This window comes from Paenibacillus terrisolis (assembly GCF_056171975.1).
Map to the genome: position 1 here is coordinate 461,144 of NZ_JBKFGG010000001.1, position 18,005 is coordinate 479,148.

Here is an 18,005-nt window from a genome sequence, read left to right on the forward strand (position 1 = left end):
ATAGCAAAATATTTCACTCGAATAGCACAATATTCAGGTTTCCCATTAAAAAAGCATCCCGTCAAAGCGAGATGCTTCTTCAACAAACCGAAGGCTAAATTTCAATAAACCCGGGAATTACCGTACGATTCCATGTACTCGTAGGGAGAAAACCCCGTGTATTTTTTGAACAATTTGATAAAATAGCTTGCGTTCGCGTACCCCACCTGCACGGCAACGTCGGAAATCCGTACTTGGCGCCGCTTGAGGATATCCTTCGCTTGCTCCATACGGACTTGCATCAAATATTCGTTAAAGTTCAGTCCGGTCTCTTTCTTAAACAATTCGCTGAAATAAGTCCGGCTGAGATGAACATGTCCGGCGATTTGTCTGAGCGGGATTTCCTCGGCATAATGCCGGCGGATATACTCGCAGGCTTGTTCCACGGGTTCGGCGTAGCGGCGGCGGCAGGCTTCCATCGAATGAACCAGCTTCTGGACGGCGCCCGATGCCCAATGCCGCAGTTCGAGGAAGGTCTCCTTCTTCGCCGCTTGTCCGGCTGCATCGCTAAGCACCGCTTCAAGCTTGTCCTCCGGAACCTGCAAACTGCGCGCATGGTTAATCGTCAAGTAAATCAATTCGAGAATGGACGCTTTGAGCTGCTTGGGCGGCACTGTTTTGCCGGAAGCGGCCGAATTCAGCAGAAGGTCGAATTCGCGAAGCGCCTCTTCGTTGTTTCTTTCTTCCAGCCGCTTATAAAAGGATTCCGCCTGCGATTTGAGCAGGGCAATATCCGTATTTTCCCCATGAATCCCGGCGTCCGCCGCCTGAAAATAGGCGATGCTCCGGTCGCCGTAAAACCGGTTTCGCTCCAGCGCCTCAAGCGCCTCGGCCTGCTGTTTTGGCAAAAAGGAGAGCCCGCTGTACGTCAAGCCTATCCCGATGGCCGATTCTACGCCAAGGAATCTTTTTAAGTTCTCCGCAACCCGGCTGGCCGTAAGCAGCAGCAATTCGCGCTGCGACTTCATACCCGACGACGCGGCGTTGACCAGCAGAATATATACGCCTTCGGCGTAATGGAACGAACAACCGCCTCCCGTCTCATTCAGCAGCGTTTCATTGATGATATTAATCATCGCCTGCTGCAGCAGACCATCCTCGCCGATTTTCAGCTGCTCCCCCTGTTCTTCAGGATGACGGATCACGCCAAGCGCCAGCAGAGTCAGATTTCTCTCCGTTAATCCAATGTGAAAAAAGGTCATTTTGGAGTCGAATTGTTGGGCTGCCGCAGCGCTCCCCTTAAGCAGTTCCCGGAAATAAACCGATCGCAGCGCCTGCTCGTTCTGATTCAAGACATGCCTGAGCGAATTCAGTTCGGTCGCTTTTCGCTGGTCAAGTTCGATATCTCTTTTGACTTTCTGCAAAATCTCGGACAGGCCCGGCAGCGTAACCTCCGCTTTAAGAATATAGTCGCTGGCTCCGAATTTGAGCGCTTCGGCCGCAAACTGAAACTCGTTGTAGGAGCTAAAGATCACCGACCGCACTCCGGGCTGCTCCTCCTTGAGCCGTTTGATCAATTCAAGCCCGTTCATTCCGGGCATCTTCACATCCGTTACCACGAGTTCAACCTGGCCGGCCCGGCATAACTCCAGGGCTTCCTCCCCGTTGGCCGCTTCCCCGACAATGCGGTATTCATCGCCAAGCTTGTCCACGGTCATGCGAAACCACTCCCGGATAATCAGTTCATCGTCAACAATGAGAATGTTCATGGCTGCTTGTCCTCCCAATTGTAAAATGCCGGTATCCGTACCGTGACCCGGGTTCCGATGCCCTTTTCGCTTTCCAGGGCCAAGCCGTACGTTTCGCCAAAATGAAGCTGAATGCGCTCGTGAACGTTATGAAAGCCGCCGCCGTGGGACAGCTTGCCTTTGCCTCCGAGAGACTGCCTAGGCGAATCGCTTCCCATGCGCTCGGCATCCATGCCGACGCCGTCGTCGATGACCTCAAACACAACATCGCTTTCCCTGAGATAACCTTTGATCAGGATCGTGCCCTTTTCCCGTTTCGGCTCAATCCCGTGAAAAATCGCATTTTCCACCAGCGGCTGCAAAATCAGCTTGATCGTCCTGTAGGCGAGAATACTATCTTCGATTTCGTATTTGACCTCCAGCCTGTCGCCTTGGCGAATCTGCTGAATATACAAATAGTTTTTCAGAATGCCCAGCTCCTCTTCGATCGGTATCCATTCGTCGGGCGCGGAGATCGACTGTTTGAGCAGCCGGACGAGCGCCACGATGACCGAATCGACGGTTTCCGGTTCATGCTTGTACAGCATAAAGCGAATGGAAGCGAGCGTATTGTACAAAAAATGAGGATTGATCTGGGATTGCAGCGCTTGAATCTCGGCCTGCCGCTTGTTTTGCTGCTCCCGGGTGACATCCTTCATCAGTTCGTCCAGTTTCCCGACCATCTGGTTGAATTTCTGCGTCAAGAGGCCGATTTCGTCCTCGCTGTATACTGGCGACCTCACCGATAAATCGCCTTCTTCCACACGGCCGAAATTTTTATACAACCGCTTGATCGGAATAGCCAGGCGCCTTGCCATGATATAGGAGGCGGTAAAAGAAAGGAGCACGACGATCGCGAAAACGATAAGCACGATCGTCTGAATCCGGTTGATGCTGGACAATACGGTGCGGGTTGGCGTATAGGAGACCAGCTTCCATCCGGTTTTGCCGATCGTTTGAAAGGAAATCAATTGGTCGGCGCCTTTCTCCCGATCCACGAAATAACCCGAGTCGTAATCGTTGATTTTTTTATAATAGGAGCGGCTTCTCAAATCTTCTTTCTCCAGAAAACGGTCGTTGGAAGAAACGACAGTACCGTTGTTCGCGATGATAATCTCCTGATTTTTGTTCAGCGACCCGGAGTACAGATTTCGAAGCGTGGCCTCGTCGATCCGAATGATGACCAGCCCGATGGGGGCCCAGCTGTCAAACCGGTTGCTTACCCGTACCGCATATACCGAGGAGCCTTCGCCTCCCGGCGTGGAAAGTCCCGGAATCGGCTGGGTAATCCAAAGAATTTTCCCCTTGGCTTCGGCTGCCAGGCGATACCAGTCCTGCTGGGCGAGATCCTGCAGGCGGACCGATGAATCCAGCGGGCTCGTTGATAATTTGAGTCCGTTTTGCCCCAGCAAAATCACGTCGAAATTTAAATTTCCGAACGAATAAATCGAATTGGTGATAAGCCGGTCAAAAGCCGAACGGATTTGCGCTTCCTCATAACTGTTCGGAGAGTAGTCGGATGTAAAGCCGTGAGTGACTTCCCCGTTCAGGTAAAACGTGTTCGAAACCGAAATGATGTCGTCGAGCAGCATGTCCGCTTTTTCGGAAATCTGGCCCAGCGTCTTGAGATTGAGCTGGTTGACCTGGGACTCGATCGACTGCTTGGACACCTGAAAGGTAATAACCCCGAACAAGCCGAGCGGGATAAGAACCAGGCATAGGGTTGAAATCAGAAATTTGTTTTGCACGCTGCTGTTGCGAATAAACCATTTCCGAAATAATCGCATCTTTATCCCCCGAAGACATGCAGAATTATTTTACACTATACCAAAAGAACGCTTTCAGGGATATAAACAATCGCCTTGGCAATACCTTCCGGACGTTCTGAACGGACGGCAAAGAACCCGCGAAGAAGTCCGCGGGCTCAGAGTGAAACTGCTCCTATTTACTTTTTGTCAACCTGAAGCAAAGTGATGTTTTTTACCGAAAACGTCCCTTGAATCGCCTGCTCGCTGATGACGTTTAGTTTGATCAGTCCCGCCACCTTTTGGGTATCGGCCTTGGAAAGCAGCCGCCACACCTCCGGATCGGGAAGCGCCTCGTAAAGCTTCCGGTCGTCGAACTCCTTGCGCTCCTGACGGACCATTTTTACCAGATAACTCCCGATTTCCAGTTCAGACGCGCCCTGGCTTTCGCAATAATCCAAAATCTCGCCCCGCAATTCGGCAAGTTCCTTCTCGATTTCTTTTTGCTTTTGCTTCAGCGAATAAAATCGCTTCACTTTTTGATCCATTTCGCTCACGCTCCCTTTAACCCATATATATGTGGGAAGGGAACATTTAGGACGAGACTCCGACGCAAAAAAGCAGCTGCCGGCATGAAAGCCGGCAACTGCCGATACGTAAATGGCTTATTTCGTATAACCTTTGAAGATCCGGTAAATGACAACGGCTGCTTCGGCGCGAGTCGAGGAAGCTTCGGCGTCAAACCGGCCATCCGCTCTGCCTTGCATAATACCAAGTCCCGTTACTTGAGCTACAGCTTCTTTCGCCCAAGCTTGAATTTTGCTTTGATCGGCTATACCGGACAAATTGCCTTTTCCTTCGCCCTCATGGCCCAAATAAGTCAAAGCCTTGGACAGGATGATCGCCATTTCGGCGCGAGTGATCTTTTGATCCGGCTTAAAGGTTTGATCGGCGTAGCCGCTTACGATCCCTTTTGCCACCGCGGTTTGCACCGCAGCTTCGTACCAGCTTCCGGCCGGAACATCGCTAAATACCGCCGAAGCCGGGGCTTTCGGATCCGGTTCAATGCCAAGCGCGCGAATCAGCATGGATATGAACTCGGCACGCGTCACTTGCGCCTGCGGAGCGAAAGAATTTGCGCTTGCGCTTGTTCCGGTAAGGATGTCCTTCGACGCCAGAACTTCGATCGCGTTAACCGCCCAAGGATAATTGGCCGCAGTCACATCGGCGAATTTGATATCCTTCGCCAAGTAAATATACCGGCTGAATCCGCTGAGGCGGGCAACGATTTTGCCGTCGACCAGACGCGTCGGACGCTGAATGAATTGTCCTTTGTCGTCGATCTTATACAAGCTGATTTTTTCTCCGTTCACCCCTCCAGGAGCAAGAGCGCTGAGTGGAATGGATACTTCGACCGGCTGGCTGAACGTTACGTTATCCAGCGGTTTGCCGTTTTTGTCCAAAATGCTGTAATCGTAGTATACGCCAAGCGGTTTGATTTCCGAGCCCAGGTTCAAGCTGTCCAGCAGCTTTTTCGTTTCCGCTTCCGTCGCCGGTTTGGCTTCAACCGCAGCCGCGGCATCCGAGCTAAACGCCCCTGCCGGGATCGTCAAGTTCATGCCGTTTTTTAGAGTCACCGTTGTAGGCTCATTTGGCTTAAACTCGGCTTTTGCTCCGCCGTTAGCAGGTTGTGCTGGCGGCGTAGCCGGTGTGGATGGTGTTGTTGTCGGAGTGCTTCCTCCACCGTTTCCGCCACCTCCACCTCCGCCGTTACCTCCGCCATTGTTAGGAGGCGTTGGTTTCGCGGTGACTTTTACGTTAACCGTAGAAGTGAGTCCTTCATAGGCTACCGTGATCGTCGTTTCGCCGACGGAAAGACCGGTTACCGTTCCTTTATCGACTTTCGCGACCAGCGGATTGGCAACAGTATATTGAGCGAGAGCTGCTGCGTTTTTGTCCTTGCCCTCGGCATCCTTGTAGGTGACCGTCAACACCCTGCTGTCCCCTTGCTGCAAATTGACGCTTTGCGGAGTAACGGTAAGCTTAGGTTCGGGATGCGTTGCTTCCGTTACGGTGACATGAACCGTTTGGGTCAAGCCCTCATGGCCTACCGTAACATCCGTTTCCCCGGCTTTAAGGCCGGTGATTACACCCGCTGCCGCTTCAGCTACCGCTGGATCTACTGCCGTATAGCTGGCTTCCGCTGTTACATCCGATGTTACCCCATTTTCGTCCGTATAGCTTGCCGTAATGCCAGCCGTTTCTCCCACTTTCACCGATACCGATTGCGGGGTGACGGTTAACGCCGGTTCATTTTCATTCACTTCCGTTACGGTGACATGAACCGTTTGGGTTAAGCCCTCATGGCCTACTGTAACATCCGTTTCCCCGGCTTTGAGACCGGTGATTACGCCCGCTGCCGCTTCAGCTACCGTCGGATCTACTGCCGTATAGCTGGCTTCCGCTGTTACATCCGATGTTACCCCATTTTCGTCCGTGTAGCTTGCCGTAACGTTAGCCGTTTCTCCCACTTTCACCGATACCAATTGCGGGGTGACGGTTAACGCCGGTTCATTTTCATTCACTTCCGTTACGGTGACATGAACCGTTTGGGTTAAGCTCCCGTAGCTTACCGTAACGTCCGTTTCTCCGGCTGTCAGTCCGGTGACTACACCCGCTACCGCTTCAGCTACCGTCGGGTCTACCGCCGTATAGCTGGCTTCCGCTGTTACATCCGATGTTACCCCATTTTCGTCCGTATAGCTTGCCGTAATGCTAGCCGTTTCTCCCACTTTCACCGATACCGATTGCGGGGTGACGGTTAACGCCGGTTCATTTTCATTCACTTCCGTTACGGTGACATGAACCGTTTGGGTTAAGCCCTCATGGCCTACCGTAACATCCGTTTCCCCGGCTTTAAGACCGTTGACTACGCCCGCTACCGCTTCAGCTACCGTCGGATCCACTGGTGTATAGCTGGCTTCCGCTGTTACATCCGATGTTACCCCATTTTCGTCCGTATAGCTTGCCGTAACGTCAGCCGTTTCTCCCACATTCACCGATACCGATTGCGGGGTAACGGTTAATTCAGGCTGCTGCTCCGAAGCGTAGGTAACAATATGCGCCGGTTGGCTAACACCATTTGCTGCTGAATCGTACGCATAAATTTCAAAGGAATTATCTCCCGAAGCTACAGGCACATCGATGGCAAAATGACCATCATCCTCGATCACACCATCATATTGAGTCCATTCTCCATCCCCGTCGTTATCCTCCAACGCCGCAACGCCGAGAACTTCATTGATCGGCAAACCGATAACGTTAACCAGCCAGTCGATCTCCAAATCATCGGTAATTTGGCCGGAGATCGTGCCGATGCCCTGATTGACTTCAATGTTCGGAACGTTTAATTCAGAGACCGGCGCCCCTGTATCAACCAGGAACGGAACGATTTGGTCTTCTACCGGCACAAAATCCTCAACCGGATCGCCGATATACGGAACCAGCAAATACATATCATCAGGCAGAAGCGTTTCCTCGCCAAAAGGATCGATTACTTCGCCTCCCCAATTGCGCACGATGTAGCCGCCCGGGGCAGCTATCCCCGTTATGCTTTCAAGGATGGTTCCCAGCCAATCTTCTCCGTCCGCGCTGAACACATCGAGCGAAAAATAATTGGTGGGCTGATTGATATTAAAGGTTATGTTCGTCGTATCCAATAATCCGTCCCCGTTCGGAGAGAAAGGATTCGCCGACAAATCGACCTCCGTCAATACAGGCAGATCCGGAACCTCCGGAGCTTCGCCGGCATACACCGCGATCGGCATATGGATGACATGCCCTGTTGTGGTTTCGGTCAGTACCAAGTCGCCTTCGTAACGTTTCTCCACTGCATCAGCCGGTATGGAAACATAAACAATTACGGAATCATAACCACCCGCTTGGATGTTAACTTGATTTTTGTTTAGTGTGAGATCGCCCAAGGGGTCCCCAAACCAGTGAGCTTCCGCCGTATAGGACGAATTTTCGTTCGCGATGTCAGTTACAAATATTCCCAGACCTACGGTATGCCCCAATCCTGAGTACCCGAAAGATATATCGCCCCCGTATGCTGTCATGGCTACGACTTTGGCATCGACGACTTGATCGAGAGCAACGCGGCCCGCCCCTTGATCCATATGGGTATAGCGGTCGCCATTTCGATCGGTAAGTTCAACCGAATTGTTCATCAACAGCGCTTTGATTTCAGCCGGAGTGAGAAAAGGATACTCCTGTCTCAACAGTGCCGCGGCGCCTGCGATATGCGGTGCGGCCATGCTGGTGCCGTTTTCGGCTTCGTACAGATCGCTGCTTGCATACTCCGGCACGCTGGAAAGAATGCGTACGCCAGGCGCGGAGATGTCCGGTTTGATCTTGTAGGAAGGTTTCGCAGGCCCCCGCGAACTGAACGCGGCGATGATGTCCTGTTCGACGGTTGAATCGAATTCCACGGTTAACTGCTCCTGATCAAGCGCCGCCTTGATTTTGTCCCCATCGGCACCGGATAGCGCATAGACCGGAATCGTGATATCCACACCGCCAAAGGTCCCGCTTTCCAGCGCCTCGGGCAGATTGTTGTAAATAATCGCTGCCGTTGCGCCTGCGTTAACGGCATTTAGGGCTTTATCCGAAAATGCGAATTCACCGCGTTTAATCAAAGCTACTTTTCCCGTCAAATCTTTACCTGCGTAGTCTTCAGGTTTGCCCAATCCGACATCAACGAGCGGATAGGAGCCCGTTAAACCATCAAGTCCAATCGAGGTATCAAACGGATCCATGAAAAACGATTTGTCATCCATTTCGTTGACTTGGACAACCGGCGTATCAAGCGGAGGTTTGGACGCCGCTACCGTGATTGCCTTCTCTGCCGTCCCCGGATCGCCTACCGTCTCGGCGCCAGGACCCGAGTTTCCTGCAGATACGGCCGCAATGACACCGGCATCCACCGCATTATTCACGGCGATAGAATCAGGGGAGTTTTCATTATTTCCCTCCGATCCAAGCGAAAGATTAATGACATCCATTCCGTCAATAACAGCCTGTTCTATCCCGGCTATGACATCCTCGGAGGAGCCGCTTCCATAAGGTCCAAGCACTTTGTACGCATAGATTTCGGCTTCAGGCGCTACGCCTTTGATGCCTTCTTCCGGGGTGGAGCCATCCCCTTGGCCGGCTATAATGCCGGAAACATGGCTTCCATGCGAGGTATAGTAAGCTCTTCCGTCTTCATCGAATTCGGGAAGCGAGGGGTCATTGGCCAATGCCGCGAGATAATCGTCTCTCGTCGTTTCATAAGGCTCATTGTCATCGTTCACGAAGTCGTAACCCCAATACCCGCTATGAACGGCTCCTTGAAGATCCGGATGATCGTTGGCAACGCCGGTATCGATAACCCCGACTTTAACGCCCTCGCCATGGATTCCCTTATCCCAAAGCGCCGCGCTACCGATAAACGGAACGCTTCCTTCAGTTACGGAAGTGCCCTCTTCCGAAGTATCCTCGGTGGCATACACCTTGGTGTTAGGATAAACCGCTTTAACTCCCGGGATCGAAAGAAGATCCTGCACCCGATTGGCGGGAAGCGATAGTGAAAATCCGTTGAATATGTTGGAGTACTGACGTTTGAATTTCGCATTCAGCTTGGCTGTGGCCAAACTTTTAAAATTCTGCTGTTCAAGATTGACTTTAAGCTTGTGGGAGTCGGCCGTTAAGCCGGAACGCTGCTGCTTTTGCTCTGCTTCGTACACTTTGAGGGGTTCTTCCTGAAGTTCGATGATCACGGTGGTTAGTTCTGCGCTATCTGAGAGGGGTACAAAATTTTCGGGTTGGATCGATGTTGTTTCGGAGGAGTCTTGTTGTTCGAGTGTAAAACCCTGACGTGTCAGTGATTTCTTGGAGGATTTCATGGCTGCCTTCTTCTGATCGGCCTGAATGTGAATGTCCTGCCCCGCCTGCAGCTTATCCAGCGATAGGGCTTCATGGTCCAACCTAGAGACGACTGACCTGTCTCCGCCTGCCTTTTGCAAACTGTCTTCCTGGGCCCCAGCAGCGGGGAGGAGCAGCGTAAATGTCAGCAAAAAGCTTAAGACTCCTGCAACAACTCTCCTGCTCAAACTCTCATCTCCTTCAAGATATTTAGTTTTTTTATGCGGAAACAGGGTGATTTTAAATAACTATTCTACCGTTCTCAGAAATTTCCTTTTTAAATTTCATGAAAATAAATTTTTTTTTGAAAGTCATTCAAACCCTTACTTCACATGGGAGAAACGTCATTTGAAAATTTTTATTGACAAACCGCTAAGAATTTTATATAAATAAATTGTACACAATATAATTTTTGAAAATATAAATATCCGGATGTTATGATCTAGATCAGGAGGAAGGCCAGTGGAGAAAAATTTGGCTTTGGAAGATCATCTATGCTTCTCTCTTTACGCATGTTCACGGGCGATTTCACGAATGTACAGACCGCTTCTGGAAAATATGGGGCTCACCTATCCGCAATACTTGGTTCTTGTCGTGTTGTGGGAGAAGCAGGAAAGCACGGTGAAGGAGCTTGGTGAGGCTCTCGATCTGGATACCGGCACCTTGACTCCGCTATTGAAACGGATGGAAGCAGGTAACCTGATTTACCGGCGGCGCTCGAAAGACGATGAACGAATCGTCAATGTCGGGCTGACGGAAGCCGGATCCGCGCTTCAGAAAGAAGCCGAATGCATACCTGCAGCGCTTCTGAAATCAAGCGGCATCTCTCCGGATCAAATTCAGGAATTAAACGAAACGGTCAAACGATTGGCGGACAATATCGTGCGCGCCTGAGACGAGGCTCGAAGGCGCAAAGTACGACAATTTTTTTGCTCATATATATTGTCCGCAATATTATTTTATAAAATATTTATTTATAAGGAGACGGTTCTGATGGCAATTACACATGCAACGGATGACACGTTTGAAGCGGAAGTCGTGAAGCACAAAGGGCTCGTGCTCGTTGATTTCTGGGCTCCCTGGTGCGGACCGTGCAAAATGCTTGGTCCCGTGCTGGAGCAATTCGCGGCGGAGTATGGAGATCGGTTAAAGGTCGTCAAAGTCAATGTGGATGAACATCCGGCGATTACGGCACAGCTTGGAATTATGGGAATTCCGGCGCTCCTGCTGTTTCATGACGGCCGCCTGATCGAGCAGAAGACGGGCTTCCAAACGCTGGAGCAACTGAAGAACTGGGTTTTGGTTCGCAAAGCGGGGTAACCCCGGCAAAAATTGCGTCAATATGAAAATGCGTACTGATTACATGCAAGCTTAAAAACCAAATTACTTATTTTAAATTAATGGAGGAAGATAAAATGACACAAGAACGCACCGGAGTGGCAACCATAGGCGGAAATCCGATCACCTTGATCGGCCCTGAACTCAAAGTCGGAGACCAGGCTCCCGATTTCAAGATTAACAAAGACTTGCTGACCGAAGCCGGCCTGTCCGATTATAAGGGGAAAATCAAACTGATTTCCGTGGTTCCTTCTTTGGACACCGACGTGTGCGACGCGCAAACTCGTCGTTTCAACGAGGAGGCGGCTAAGCTTGGCGATCAGGTAACGGTATTGACCATTTCCGTAGACCTTCCCTTTGCCCAAAGCCGGTTCTGCACCGTGGCCGGCATTGATCGGGTCGAAGTGCTGACCGATTACAAATCCCGCTCCTTTGGAGAAGCATACGGCGTTTTGATCAAAGAACTGCAGCTCGATATGCGCTCGATTTTCATTTTGGATGAGAACGACAAAGTTCGCTATGTGGAATATTTGAGTGAAATGGGCGAGCATCCCGACTATGATGCCGCTCTGAAGGCTTTGAAAGAGCTGTTATAATTCTAAAACTTCAGGGGAGTGAATGGCGATGAATATAGATTTCACTTTATCAACCAAAGAAAAGCTGCAGGAAAGCCTGGGCGACAAACCCGGATACATTAAGCTGATCAACGTTTCGGAGGGCTGCAGCCTAAACGGCGTATATTCGCTTCATCTGGTAAGCGAGCCGCTCCCGACGGATGTTTCCTTGGAATCCGACGGACTCGACTTTCTGGTCGATCGCGAGCAGGCCATTTTGTTCGATGATACAATGCGGCTTCTCGCCCATGACAATTACCCCGACTTCAGACTGAGCAGCGATTCGATGATATACAGCGACCATGTGGCGCTCAAGGACAAACGGTAAAAAAAGACAATAGGCCGCCCCGAAGCAGATGTGAATCTGCCGGGGCGGCCTTTCTTTTTCTTATCCAACTTATCGTTATTCCGCTTGTTTAAAACAAATCGTCCGGCTTCTTCGGCGTGCCCGGCAAGGAGCTCCCCCGCAGGAAATATTCGTACCTGCCGAATTTGCTCAAAGCCTCCTGGTCGCTTCTCCATACCCATTCATCGATTTCCGACTGGCAGCGGTGATCCCGGAAGGCCGCAAGCTTGGCCTTCAAATTAGCCTGCACATCGATTTTCACGACATCCGCCGGAGCGAATCCTAGCTTTTGCGGCCGGGCCAGCATGTCCCCGAACGTAATAAAATATAAAGCCCCCCGCCCTACGCGGTGGAATGCCGCAGTTGCCGCTTTCCCGATCGCACAGTGGTCCGGGTGGCCCCCCAGTTTCTCATGGAACGTCAAAACCACGTCGGGTTTCACTTCCTGGATCAAATCGGCAATCCGCCCGATCAACAGCTCTTCATCGACAAATTCCACCGTTTTGTCGCGAATATCGAAAAATATCAAATCACGGATCCCCAGGCTGTCGCAAGCCCGGCGCAATTCGACTTCGCGTGCGGCCGGAATCGTCTCCCGGTTCAGATATGGCGGATAGCCCATGCGGCGGCCCATTTCACCCCGCGTTGCGCTGACAAGCGTAATGTCTACGCCGTCCCCGGCATATTTGGCCAGCGTGCCTCCGCAAATAAAAGTCTCGTCGTCGGGATGCGCGAATACCGCAAGCAGCTTGCGAACCGGAGTTTCTTTTTTAAGCAGCGTGTCTTCGTTCATTCGGGGAAAGCCTCCCTTCCCAGATGAAGGGCAACGTCCATGCGCCCCTTGTCATCAAAACCGGCCAGCAAAAGGCGCCCGTTTCCGTCTTTTTCAACATGCGTAAGCCCCTCCATTCGCAGCCAGCCGTGGCCGTCAAAACGGAGCGCAACGCGAAAAGGACCTTCTCCGGCAATAAATGCGTGAGTAACCTTGACCTTAAAATTCCGGACAAACATATAGGAAGTCGCCTCGCTGTGAAGGTATACTTCCGATCCGGCAAAGGCATGAAGCTCAGTCTCGACTTGAGTCCTGATGATTTTGTCCATCGTGTTTGCATTCCCCTTTTATGTATTTTCCCAGTTTAATTATAACCTTCTGGGCCCGATTCACAACAAGCGAGCATTTTCCTAAAAAACACCGCATGGATTATAAAGATATCCCGCTTGAAAACTGTAATTTTTCATGTCACAATATACAGGGGGTTGCAGGCTTTAACCTGTCGCTGTATGTTGTTATCGCTTACATAATCCCTTTGCAAAAGTCCATAACCCATTGGAACAAGGAGGACATACAAAGATGAGAACCATTAAACTTGGAAGCAGCTCGCTTGAAGTACCAGTTGTCGCAGTTGGCTGTATGCGCATCGATTCCCTGGACAAAGCCGGAGCCGAACGTTTCGTGCAGTCCGCGCTTGAGGAAGGCGCGAATTTCTTCGACCACGCGGATATTTACGGCGGCGGCCGTTGCGAGGAAATTTTCTCGGAAGCCATCCACATGAACGACGACGTTCGCGAAAAAATCATCATTCAATCCAAATGCGGAATTCGGCCTGCCATCGGCACATTCGATTTCTCTAAAGAACATATTCTTTCGTCCGTCGACGGCATTTTGAAACGCCTGAACACCGACTATCTCGACGTGCTGCTTCTGCACCGCCCCGATGCACTTGTGGAGCCGGAAGAAGTAGCCGCAGCGTTCGACCAATTGGAAAGCACCGGCAAAGTGCGTCATTTCGGCGTTTCCAACCAAAATCCGATGCAAATCGAGCTTTTGAAAAAATCGGTCAAACAGCCGCTGATCGCTAACCAGCTGCAATTAAGCATCACCAACGCAACCATGATTTCCAATGGCGTTAACGTAAACATGGAGAACAACTCCGCTATCAACCGCGACGGAAGCATCCTGGATTACTGCCGCCTGCACGATATCACCATTCAGCCTTGGTCGCCTTTCCAATACGGATTCTTCGAAGGCGTGTTCCTTGGAAATGACAAGTTCCCTGAGCTGAATCAAAAAATCGACGAAGTCGCGAAGAAATACGACGTGACCAACACAACGATCGCGATCGCTTGGCTGCTTCGCCATCCGGCCCAAATGCAGCCGATCATCGGTACGATGAACATCAACCGCCTTAAAGATTGCATCAAAGCGGGCGATGTGCATTTGACCCGCGAAGAATGGTACGAAATTTACCGCGCGGCGGGCAACATCCTGCCTTGACTTCATGAACAATGCTTTCGAATTGCCTATTGTACGCCAAATTCAAACAAGCAACCTCTGGTCTTTATGACTCGGGGTTGTTTTTTGTTTTAATGGGATTTGTTATTTTTCCGTTCTTATCGGACAAACTTCTCAAATTGTTTTATATTATTATTTATGGAGTAATTCGAAAGGGGCTGCATTATGCCGGAACCAAATGCAAATACACTTCATCAAATCCGATTAAGCCGGTTACTGGTCCTGACCATGGCGGTAACGGCCGGCATCACCGTGGCCAATTTGTATTATATTCAGCCTCTTCTGGCAGAAATTGCGGATTCATTTCACGTATCGCAATCGAATGTCGGTTTTGCGGCAACCCTCACGCAAATCGGTTATGCACTTGGCATGCTGATGATTCTTCCGCTCGCGGATATCCGGGAGAAGAAATCTCTGATCCTGCTTATGCTGGGCTGCTCGGCATGCGCCCTGCTGTTCATGGCCTTTTCCCAAAACAGCTCCATGCTGTACGCCGCCTCCTTCGCCGTCGGTTTTACTTCCGTCGTGCCTCAGCTTATCGTTCCGCTCGCCGCGCAGCTCGCAGATCCCAAAGAGCGAGGCAAAACGATCGGAACCGTGATGAGCGGAGTACTCATCGGCATTCTCGTTTCAAGAACTTTCAGCGGACTTATCGGCGAAAATTGGGGTTGGCCCTCGGTTTATTACATTGCCTCCGGGTTCATGATATTGCTTGCTATCTTTTTGACACTGAGGCTCCCTAAATCCCCTTCCTCATCGGCGATGGGATATGGCGCCTTATTTCGGTCTATGTCCTCGTTAGTCAAAGATCTGCCTTTGCTGCGGGAAGCCTCCCTGAACGGCGGGATGATGTTTGCCGCCTTCAGCGTGTTTTGGACTACGCTCTCCTTCCTGCTCGCCGGTCCGCATTACCGCCTTGGCGCCGATGCAGCCGGTCTATTCGGACTCGTAGGCGTAGCCGGTGCGCTCGCTGCTCCTGTAGCGGGGCGAATGGCTGACAAAAGAAGCCCCCGGTTCACGATCGGCATCGGAATGGGGGCTGTGATTTTGGCTTATCTCTGCCTGTTGTGGCTGGGTTATGAGCTGATCGGGCTTATTGTCGGCGTCGTTCTTCTTGATCTCGGCGTTCAGTCTGCCCAAATTTCCAATCAGGCGCGGATTCACGCGATTAGCGACGAAGCCCGCAACCGCATCAATACCGTTTATATGGTGTCCTATTTTATCGGCGGCGCGCTCGGATCTTACGTCGGTTCCTTCAGCTATACGCATTTCGGCTGGAGCGGAGTCTGTATCGCCGGTCTTTTGACGCAATTAGTGGCCATCATAGCTCAACTTCACGGAAGCAGACGAGAAAACCGGTTAAAGCAGCGGTAATATGTTTTGAGGGCCGGAAAAGCGCACTACTCCCTACCGGATTTTACTTTTCAGCCGTTCAACAGCAGGGACGGTAAAACACGCCAGGTTGCCGGGCAGGCGGTCCAGCGGGAACCATTCCACCGCTCCGATGGCTCCGTCCGGCTCCATATTACGAGCTATGCCGGATTTAACCGAAGCTTCATAGATGACGGAAACCCAATGCTCTTCCCGTTCGGGACGAATGGTTTCCGCGGTGCACAGCAGCCCTTTTACATCGATCTCAAGATCGACTTCCTCCTTGATCTCGCGGACGACGCAGCTTTCCAGCGTCTCGTACGGATCTACTTTTCCTCCCGGGATGCTCCAGGTCCCTTTTTCGGGATCACGATTTCGCAGCACCATTAAAATCTCGTTATCCTTATTCACGATTACGGCTCCGACGCCTAATCTCGGAGCGGCCGATATGGGCATCCTAGGTCACCTTCCTTATCGAGTTTCTACATTATATATGTCAAAATCATTCACCACAGTTTAACATACAAACAACAAGCGCGCTTCGAAAAATTCGAAACGCGCTTGCGCACACTTGGCCATCGACGCTTTGTCGTGTTGAAGCTATTTGAATTTAAACTGGGCAATCAAACGCTCCAGCTCATCAGCTATGGATTTCAGATCATTGGCCGAGTCGGAGATGTTCTCCATGCTGGCCAACTGTTCTTCAATCGAAGCCGAAATTTCCTGCGTGGACGCCGTCGACTCCTGGGCGATAGACGATATGCTTTCAATCGATTGAATCACCACGTTTTTGTCGCTATTCACTTCCGTAATTCCGTTAATCAGCACACGGATTTCGTCGACGATATTTTCAACGGTTTGGTCAATCATTTGGAAAGCCTTGCCCGTCTCCGCCGAGACTTCCGTTGTTCTGGCAATAACCTGAGTGCCTTGCTCCATGTAGCCCTGTGTCTGGGCAATCGCCTCGCTCACTTCGAGAACGATCTCCTCAATCCCCTTAATCGAATGGGAGATCTGATCGGACAATTTCCGGATTTCTCCCGCAACCACCGCAAAGCCGCTCCCATGCTCTCCCGCCCGGGCGCTTTCGATCATAGCGTTCAATGCGAGCAGGTTGGTTTGTTCCGCAATCGCCTTGATGACCATCGTAATCTGTGTGATCGCTTCCGACTTGGAGCTGAGGTCGCCCACCTGCTCCTCGATTTTGGCGGTAACCTCGGCATTTTCGTGAATCGCCTGCTGGAGCTGCTGAATACTGCTCATGCTCGTCTGATTGGCGTCCCGGGTTTGTTCAATGCTTTGCTTCATCATATCGGCCCGGTGAGACAGCGAATTGATTTCATCAGCCAGCCGATTCAGGCGTTCCAACCCTTCCTGAGAGTTGCTGGCCAAATCGCTGGAACCTGCGGCAAGCGCGTCCGTCGCTTTGGCGATTTCTTGCGTAGCGTACGATGTTTCATAAATGACCGACGTCAGCTTTTGGGAACTGGAAGAGACCTGAACTGCATTATGCTGAATATTGCCCACCATACCGCCCAATGTTTCTCGCATGTTAGCCAAATCGGTGGCCATGGCGCCGATCTCATCCTTGCTGCGGTGCATGAATTCCGCCGTAAAATCCCCTTTGGCAAAATCCTTGAGCCGTTTGGACATCATGATGATAGGTTTAATCATTCTTCTGGCCACGATAACGCCGATAACAACAGCCACGATCAAAATAACAAGGGAAATAGCAACCATTTCGATAACCGATTGCCAAATTTTACTGTACATCCCTTTCAAAGAAATCCCGACATTGAGCGCGCCCGACAGTTCCGGATTATATGTAAAATCGGTCGAAATATTGTACACTTTCTCGCCTGAAGCGGTCTTCAGGATTTGGCCTTGCGTCTCCTGCTTCTTCACAACATCGGATACGTCGCCGCCTGAAGACGCCGAGGCGGAGGAAGTTGCGTCCGTTTCGCTTTCCGTTCCGTCCTGCTGCACCTTGCTGTTATCCGACACGAGGACCTTGGAATTTGCGTCGGCCAAGGAAATGTAAACGATGTTTTCTCCGCTCTCCTGTTTGATCGTTTTGAACACATCCTGCAGCTCTTGCAGGCTGAGGATTTCATTCTTCACGATCTCCCGTTTGATATTGGATACCAAGGTCGTCCCGTCGCTTTTCATCTGAACGGTTACCGATTGTTGGATCTCATAGTAGGAGATCAGGGCAAACGAGGCGGCGGACAAAGTAATCAGCAAAATAATGACTGTGAGTAACTTTCCGGTTAATGACCTTATCATTAGAAAACTCCACCTTTGAGTTGATTCGCGTTATGTAATCTTTATTTGATGCAAATTATTTTCAGAAATTCATCACGTCCCTCGATATTAAATCTATTTAAAACGTTTTAATTTGGAACTTTTTCAAGGCGCTATATAAATTTTAGCAATAAACCCTGAAATTTCAGTGACTATTTTAACCATTCTGAAAACGAGCTGAAAATTTTTTTCAAATACTGGAAGTCCATTCAACAACAAATGACCCGGAAGCAAAGAACGCATTCAGCGTAATTTGCCTCACGG

General features: G+C 50.7%; 14 protein-coding genes. 6 read left to right on the forward strand and 8 right to left on the reverse strand.

Features of this window, described 5'->3' with window-relative positions; translation table 11 throughout:
* Positions 1 to 101: 101 nt before the first annotated feature.
* From ACI48K_RS02035 to ACI48K_RS02050, 4 genes are all read right to left on the reverse strand, one after another.
* On the reverse strand, positions 102 to 1,748 hold the full coding sequence (locus ACI48K_RS02035; RefSeq protein ID WP_475025899.1) for a response regulator transcription factor: 1,647 nt from the start codon (positions 1,746 to 1,748) through the stop codon (positions 102 to 104).
* Entirely contained in the window at positions 1,745 to 3,553 is a 1,809-nt protein-coding gene (locus ACI48K_RS02040; protein WP_475025900.1) for a cache domain-containing sensor histidine kinase, read from the reverse strand. Before ACI48K_RS02040 ends, ACI48K_RS02035 begins: the two co-directional genes overlap by 4 nt.
* A gap of 158 nt (positions 3,554 to 3,711) precedes the next feature.
* Complete coding sequence (locus tag ACI48K_RS02045; protein WP_475025901.1) at positions 3,712 to 4,059, reverse strand: hypothetical protein; 348 nt, start codon at positions 4,057 to 4,059, stop codon at positions 3,712 to 3,714.
* Positions 4,060 to 4,176: 117 nt separating this feature from the next.
* Positions 4,177 to 9,663, reverse strand: a complete 5,487-nt coding sequence (locus ACI48K_RS02050; RefSeq protein WP_475025902.1) for a S8 family serine peptidase — start codon at positions 9,661 to 9,663, stop codon at positions 4,177 to 4,179.
* Positions 9,664 to 9,937: 274 nt separating this feature from the next.
* On the opposite strand from ACI48K_RS02050, the gene ACI48K_RS02055 reads away from it, so the two are divergent.
* The 4 genes from ACI48K_RS02055 (at position 9,938) to ACI48K_RS02070 (ending at position 11,755) form a co-directional block, all read left to right on the forward strand.
* A complete protein-coding gene (locus tag ACI48K_RS02055; protein WP_475025904.1) occupies positions 9,938 to 10,369 on the forward strand; it encodes a MarR family winged helix-turn-helix transcriptional regulator in 432 nt (143 codons plus the stop codon).
* A gap of 99 nt (positions 10,370 to 10,468) precedes the next feature.
* Entirely contained in the window at positions 10,469 to 10,795 is a 327-nt protein-coding gene (gene trxA, locus ACI48K_RS02060) for a thioredoxin (RefSeq protein ID WP_475025905.1), read from the forward strand.
* Positions 10,796 to 10,890: 95 nt separating this feature from the next.
* Positions 10,891 to 11,409 (forward strand): thiol peroxidase, encoded by a 519-nt coding sequence (gene tpx / locus ACI48K_RS02065; RefSeq protein WP_475025906.1) that lies wholly within the window; start codon positions 10,891 to 10,893, stop codon positions 11,407 to 11,409.
* 28 nt (positions 11,410 to 11,437) lie between these two features.
* Positions 11,438 to 11,755, forward strand: coding sequence for an iron-sulfur cluster biosynthesis family protein (locus ACI48K_RS02070; RefSeq protein ID WP_475025907.1), 318 nt, complete (start codon positions 11,438 to 11,440; stop codon positions 11,753 to 11,755).
* Positions 11,756 to 11,843: 88 nt separating this feature from the next.
* Here the strand turns inward: ACI48K_RS02070 and ACI48K_RS02075 are convergent, their stop codons facing one another.
* Positions 11,844 to 12,566: a PIG-L family deacetylase gene (locus ACI48K_RS02075; RefSeq protein ID WP_475025908.1), complete on the reverse strand. Its 723-nt coding sequence runs from the start codon at positions 12,564 to 12,566 to the stop codon at positions 11,844 to 11,846.
* Entirely contained in the window at positions 12,563 to 12,874 is a 312-nt protein-coding gene (locus ACI48K_RS02080) for a DUF1806 family protein (protein ID WP_475025909.1), read from the reverse strand. Before ACI48K_RS02080 ends, ACI48K_RS02075 begins: the two co-directional genes overlap by 4 nt.
* Positions 12,875 to 13,124: 250 nt before the next feature.
* Here ACI48K_RS02080 and ACI48K_RS02085 point away from each other — a divergent pair, with 250 nt between their 5' ends.
* A complete protein-coding gene (locus tag ACI48K_RS02085; RefSeq protein ID WP_475025910.1) occupies positions 13,125 to 14,048 on the forward strand; it encodes an aldo/keto reductase in 924 nt (307 codons plus the stop codon).
* A gap of 183 nt (positions 14,049 to 14,231) precedes the next feature.
* A complete protein-coding gene (locus tag ACI48K_RS02090) occupies positions 14,232 to 15,440 on the forward strand; it encodes an MFS transporter (RefSeq protein WP_475025911.1) in 1,209 nt (402 codons plus the stop codon).
* Positions 15,441 to 15,473: 33 nt separating this feature from the next.
* On the opposite strand, the gene ACI48K_RS02095 is transcribed toward ACI48K_RS02090, so the two are convergent.
* Both ACI48K_RS02095 and ACI48K_RS02100 read right to left on the reverse strand, forming a co-directional pair.
* Positions 15,474 to 15,893: an NUDIX domain-containing protein gene (locus tag ACI48K_RS02095; RefSeq protein WP_475025912.1), complete on the reverse strand. Its 420-nt coding sequence runs from the start codon at positions 15,891 to 15,893 to the stop codon at positions 15,474 to 15,476.
* A 144-nt stretch (positions 15,894 to 16,037) separates the two neighbouring features.
* A complete protein-coding gene (locus tag ACI48K_RS02100; protein WP_475025913.1) occupies positions 16,038 to 17,723 on the reverse strand; it encodes a methyl-accepting chemotaxis protein in 1,686 nt (561 codons plus the stop codon).
* Between the last annotated feature and the right edge of the window lie 282 nt (positions 17,724 to 18,005).

Bases quoted from the DNA above. Each gene is read 5' to 3' on its own strand.
- ACI48K_RS02040 (WP_475025900.1), bottom strand. From the start codon at position 3,553: ATGCGATTATTTCGGAAATGGTTTATTCGCAACAGCAGCGTGCAAAAC.
- ACI48K_RS02075 (WP_475025908.1), bottom strand. From the start codon at position 12,566: ATGAACGAAGACACGCTGCTTAAAAAAGAAACTCCGGTTCGCAAGCTG.
- ACI48K_RS02090 (WP_475025911.1), top strand. From the start codon at position 14,232: ATGCCGGAACCAAATGCAAATACACTTCATCAAATCCGATTAAGCCGG.
- tpx (WP_475025906.1), top strand. From the start codon at position 10,891: ATGACACAAGAACGCACCGGAGTGGCAACCATAGGCGGAAATCCGATC.
- ACI48K_RS02080 (WP_475025909.1), bottom strand. From the start codon at position 12,874: ATGGACAAAATCATCAGGACTCAAGTCGAGACTGAGCTTCATGCCTTT.
- ACI48K_RS02035 (WP_475025899.1), bottom strand. From the start codon at position 1,748: ATGAACATTCTCATTGTTGACGATGAACTGATTATCCGGGAGTGGTTT.
- ACI48K_RS02100 (WP_475025913.1), bottom strand. From the start codon at position 17,723: ATGATAAGGTCATTAACCGGAAAGTTACTCACAGTCATTATTTTGCTG.
- ACI48K_RS02045 (WP_475025901.1), bottom strand. From the start codon at position 4,059: ATGGATCAAAAAGTGAAGCGATTTTATTCGCTGAAGCAAAAGCAAAAA.
- ACI48K_RS02085 (WP_475025910.1), top strand. From the start codon at position 13,125: ATGAGAACCATTAAACTTGGAAGCAGCTCGCTTGAAGTACCAGTTGTC.
- ACI48K_RS02095 (WP_475025912.1), bottom strand. From the start codon at position 15,893: ATGCCCATATCGGCCGCTCCGAGATTAGGCGTCGGAGCCGTAATCGTG.
- trxA (WP_475025905.1), top strand. From the start codon at position 10,469: ATGGCAATTACACATGCAACGGATGACACGTTTGAAGCGGAAGTCGTG.
- ACI48K_RS02070 (WP_475025907.1), top strand. From the start codon at position 11,438: ATGAATATAGATTTCACTTTATCAACCAAAGAAAAGCTGCAGGAAAGC.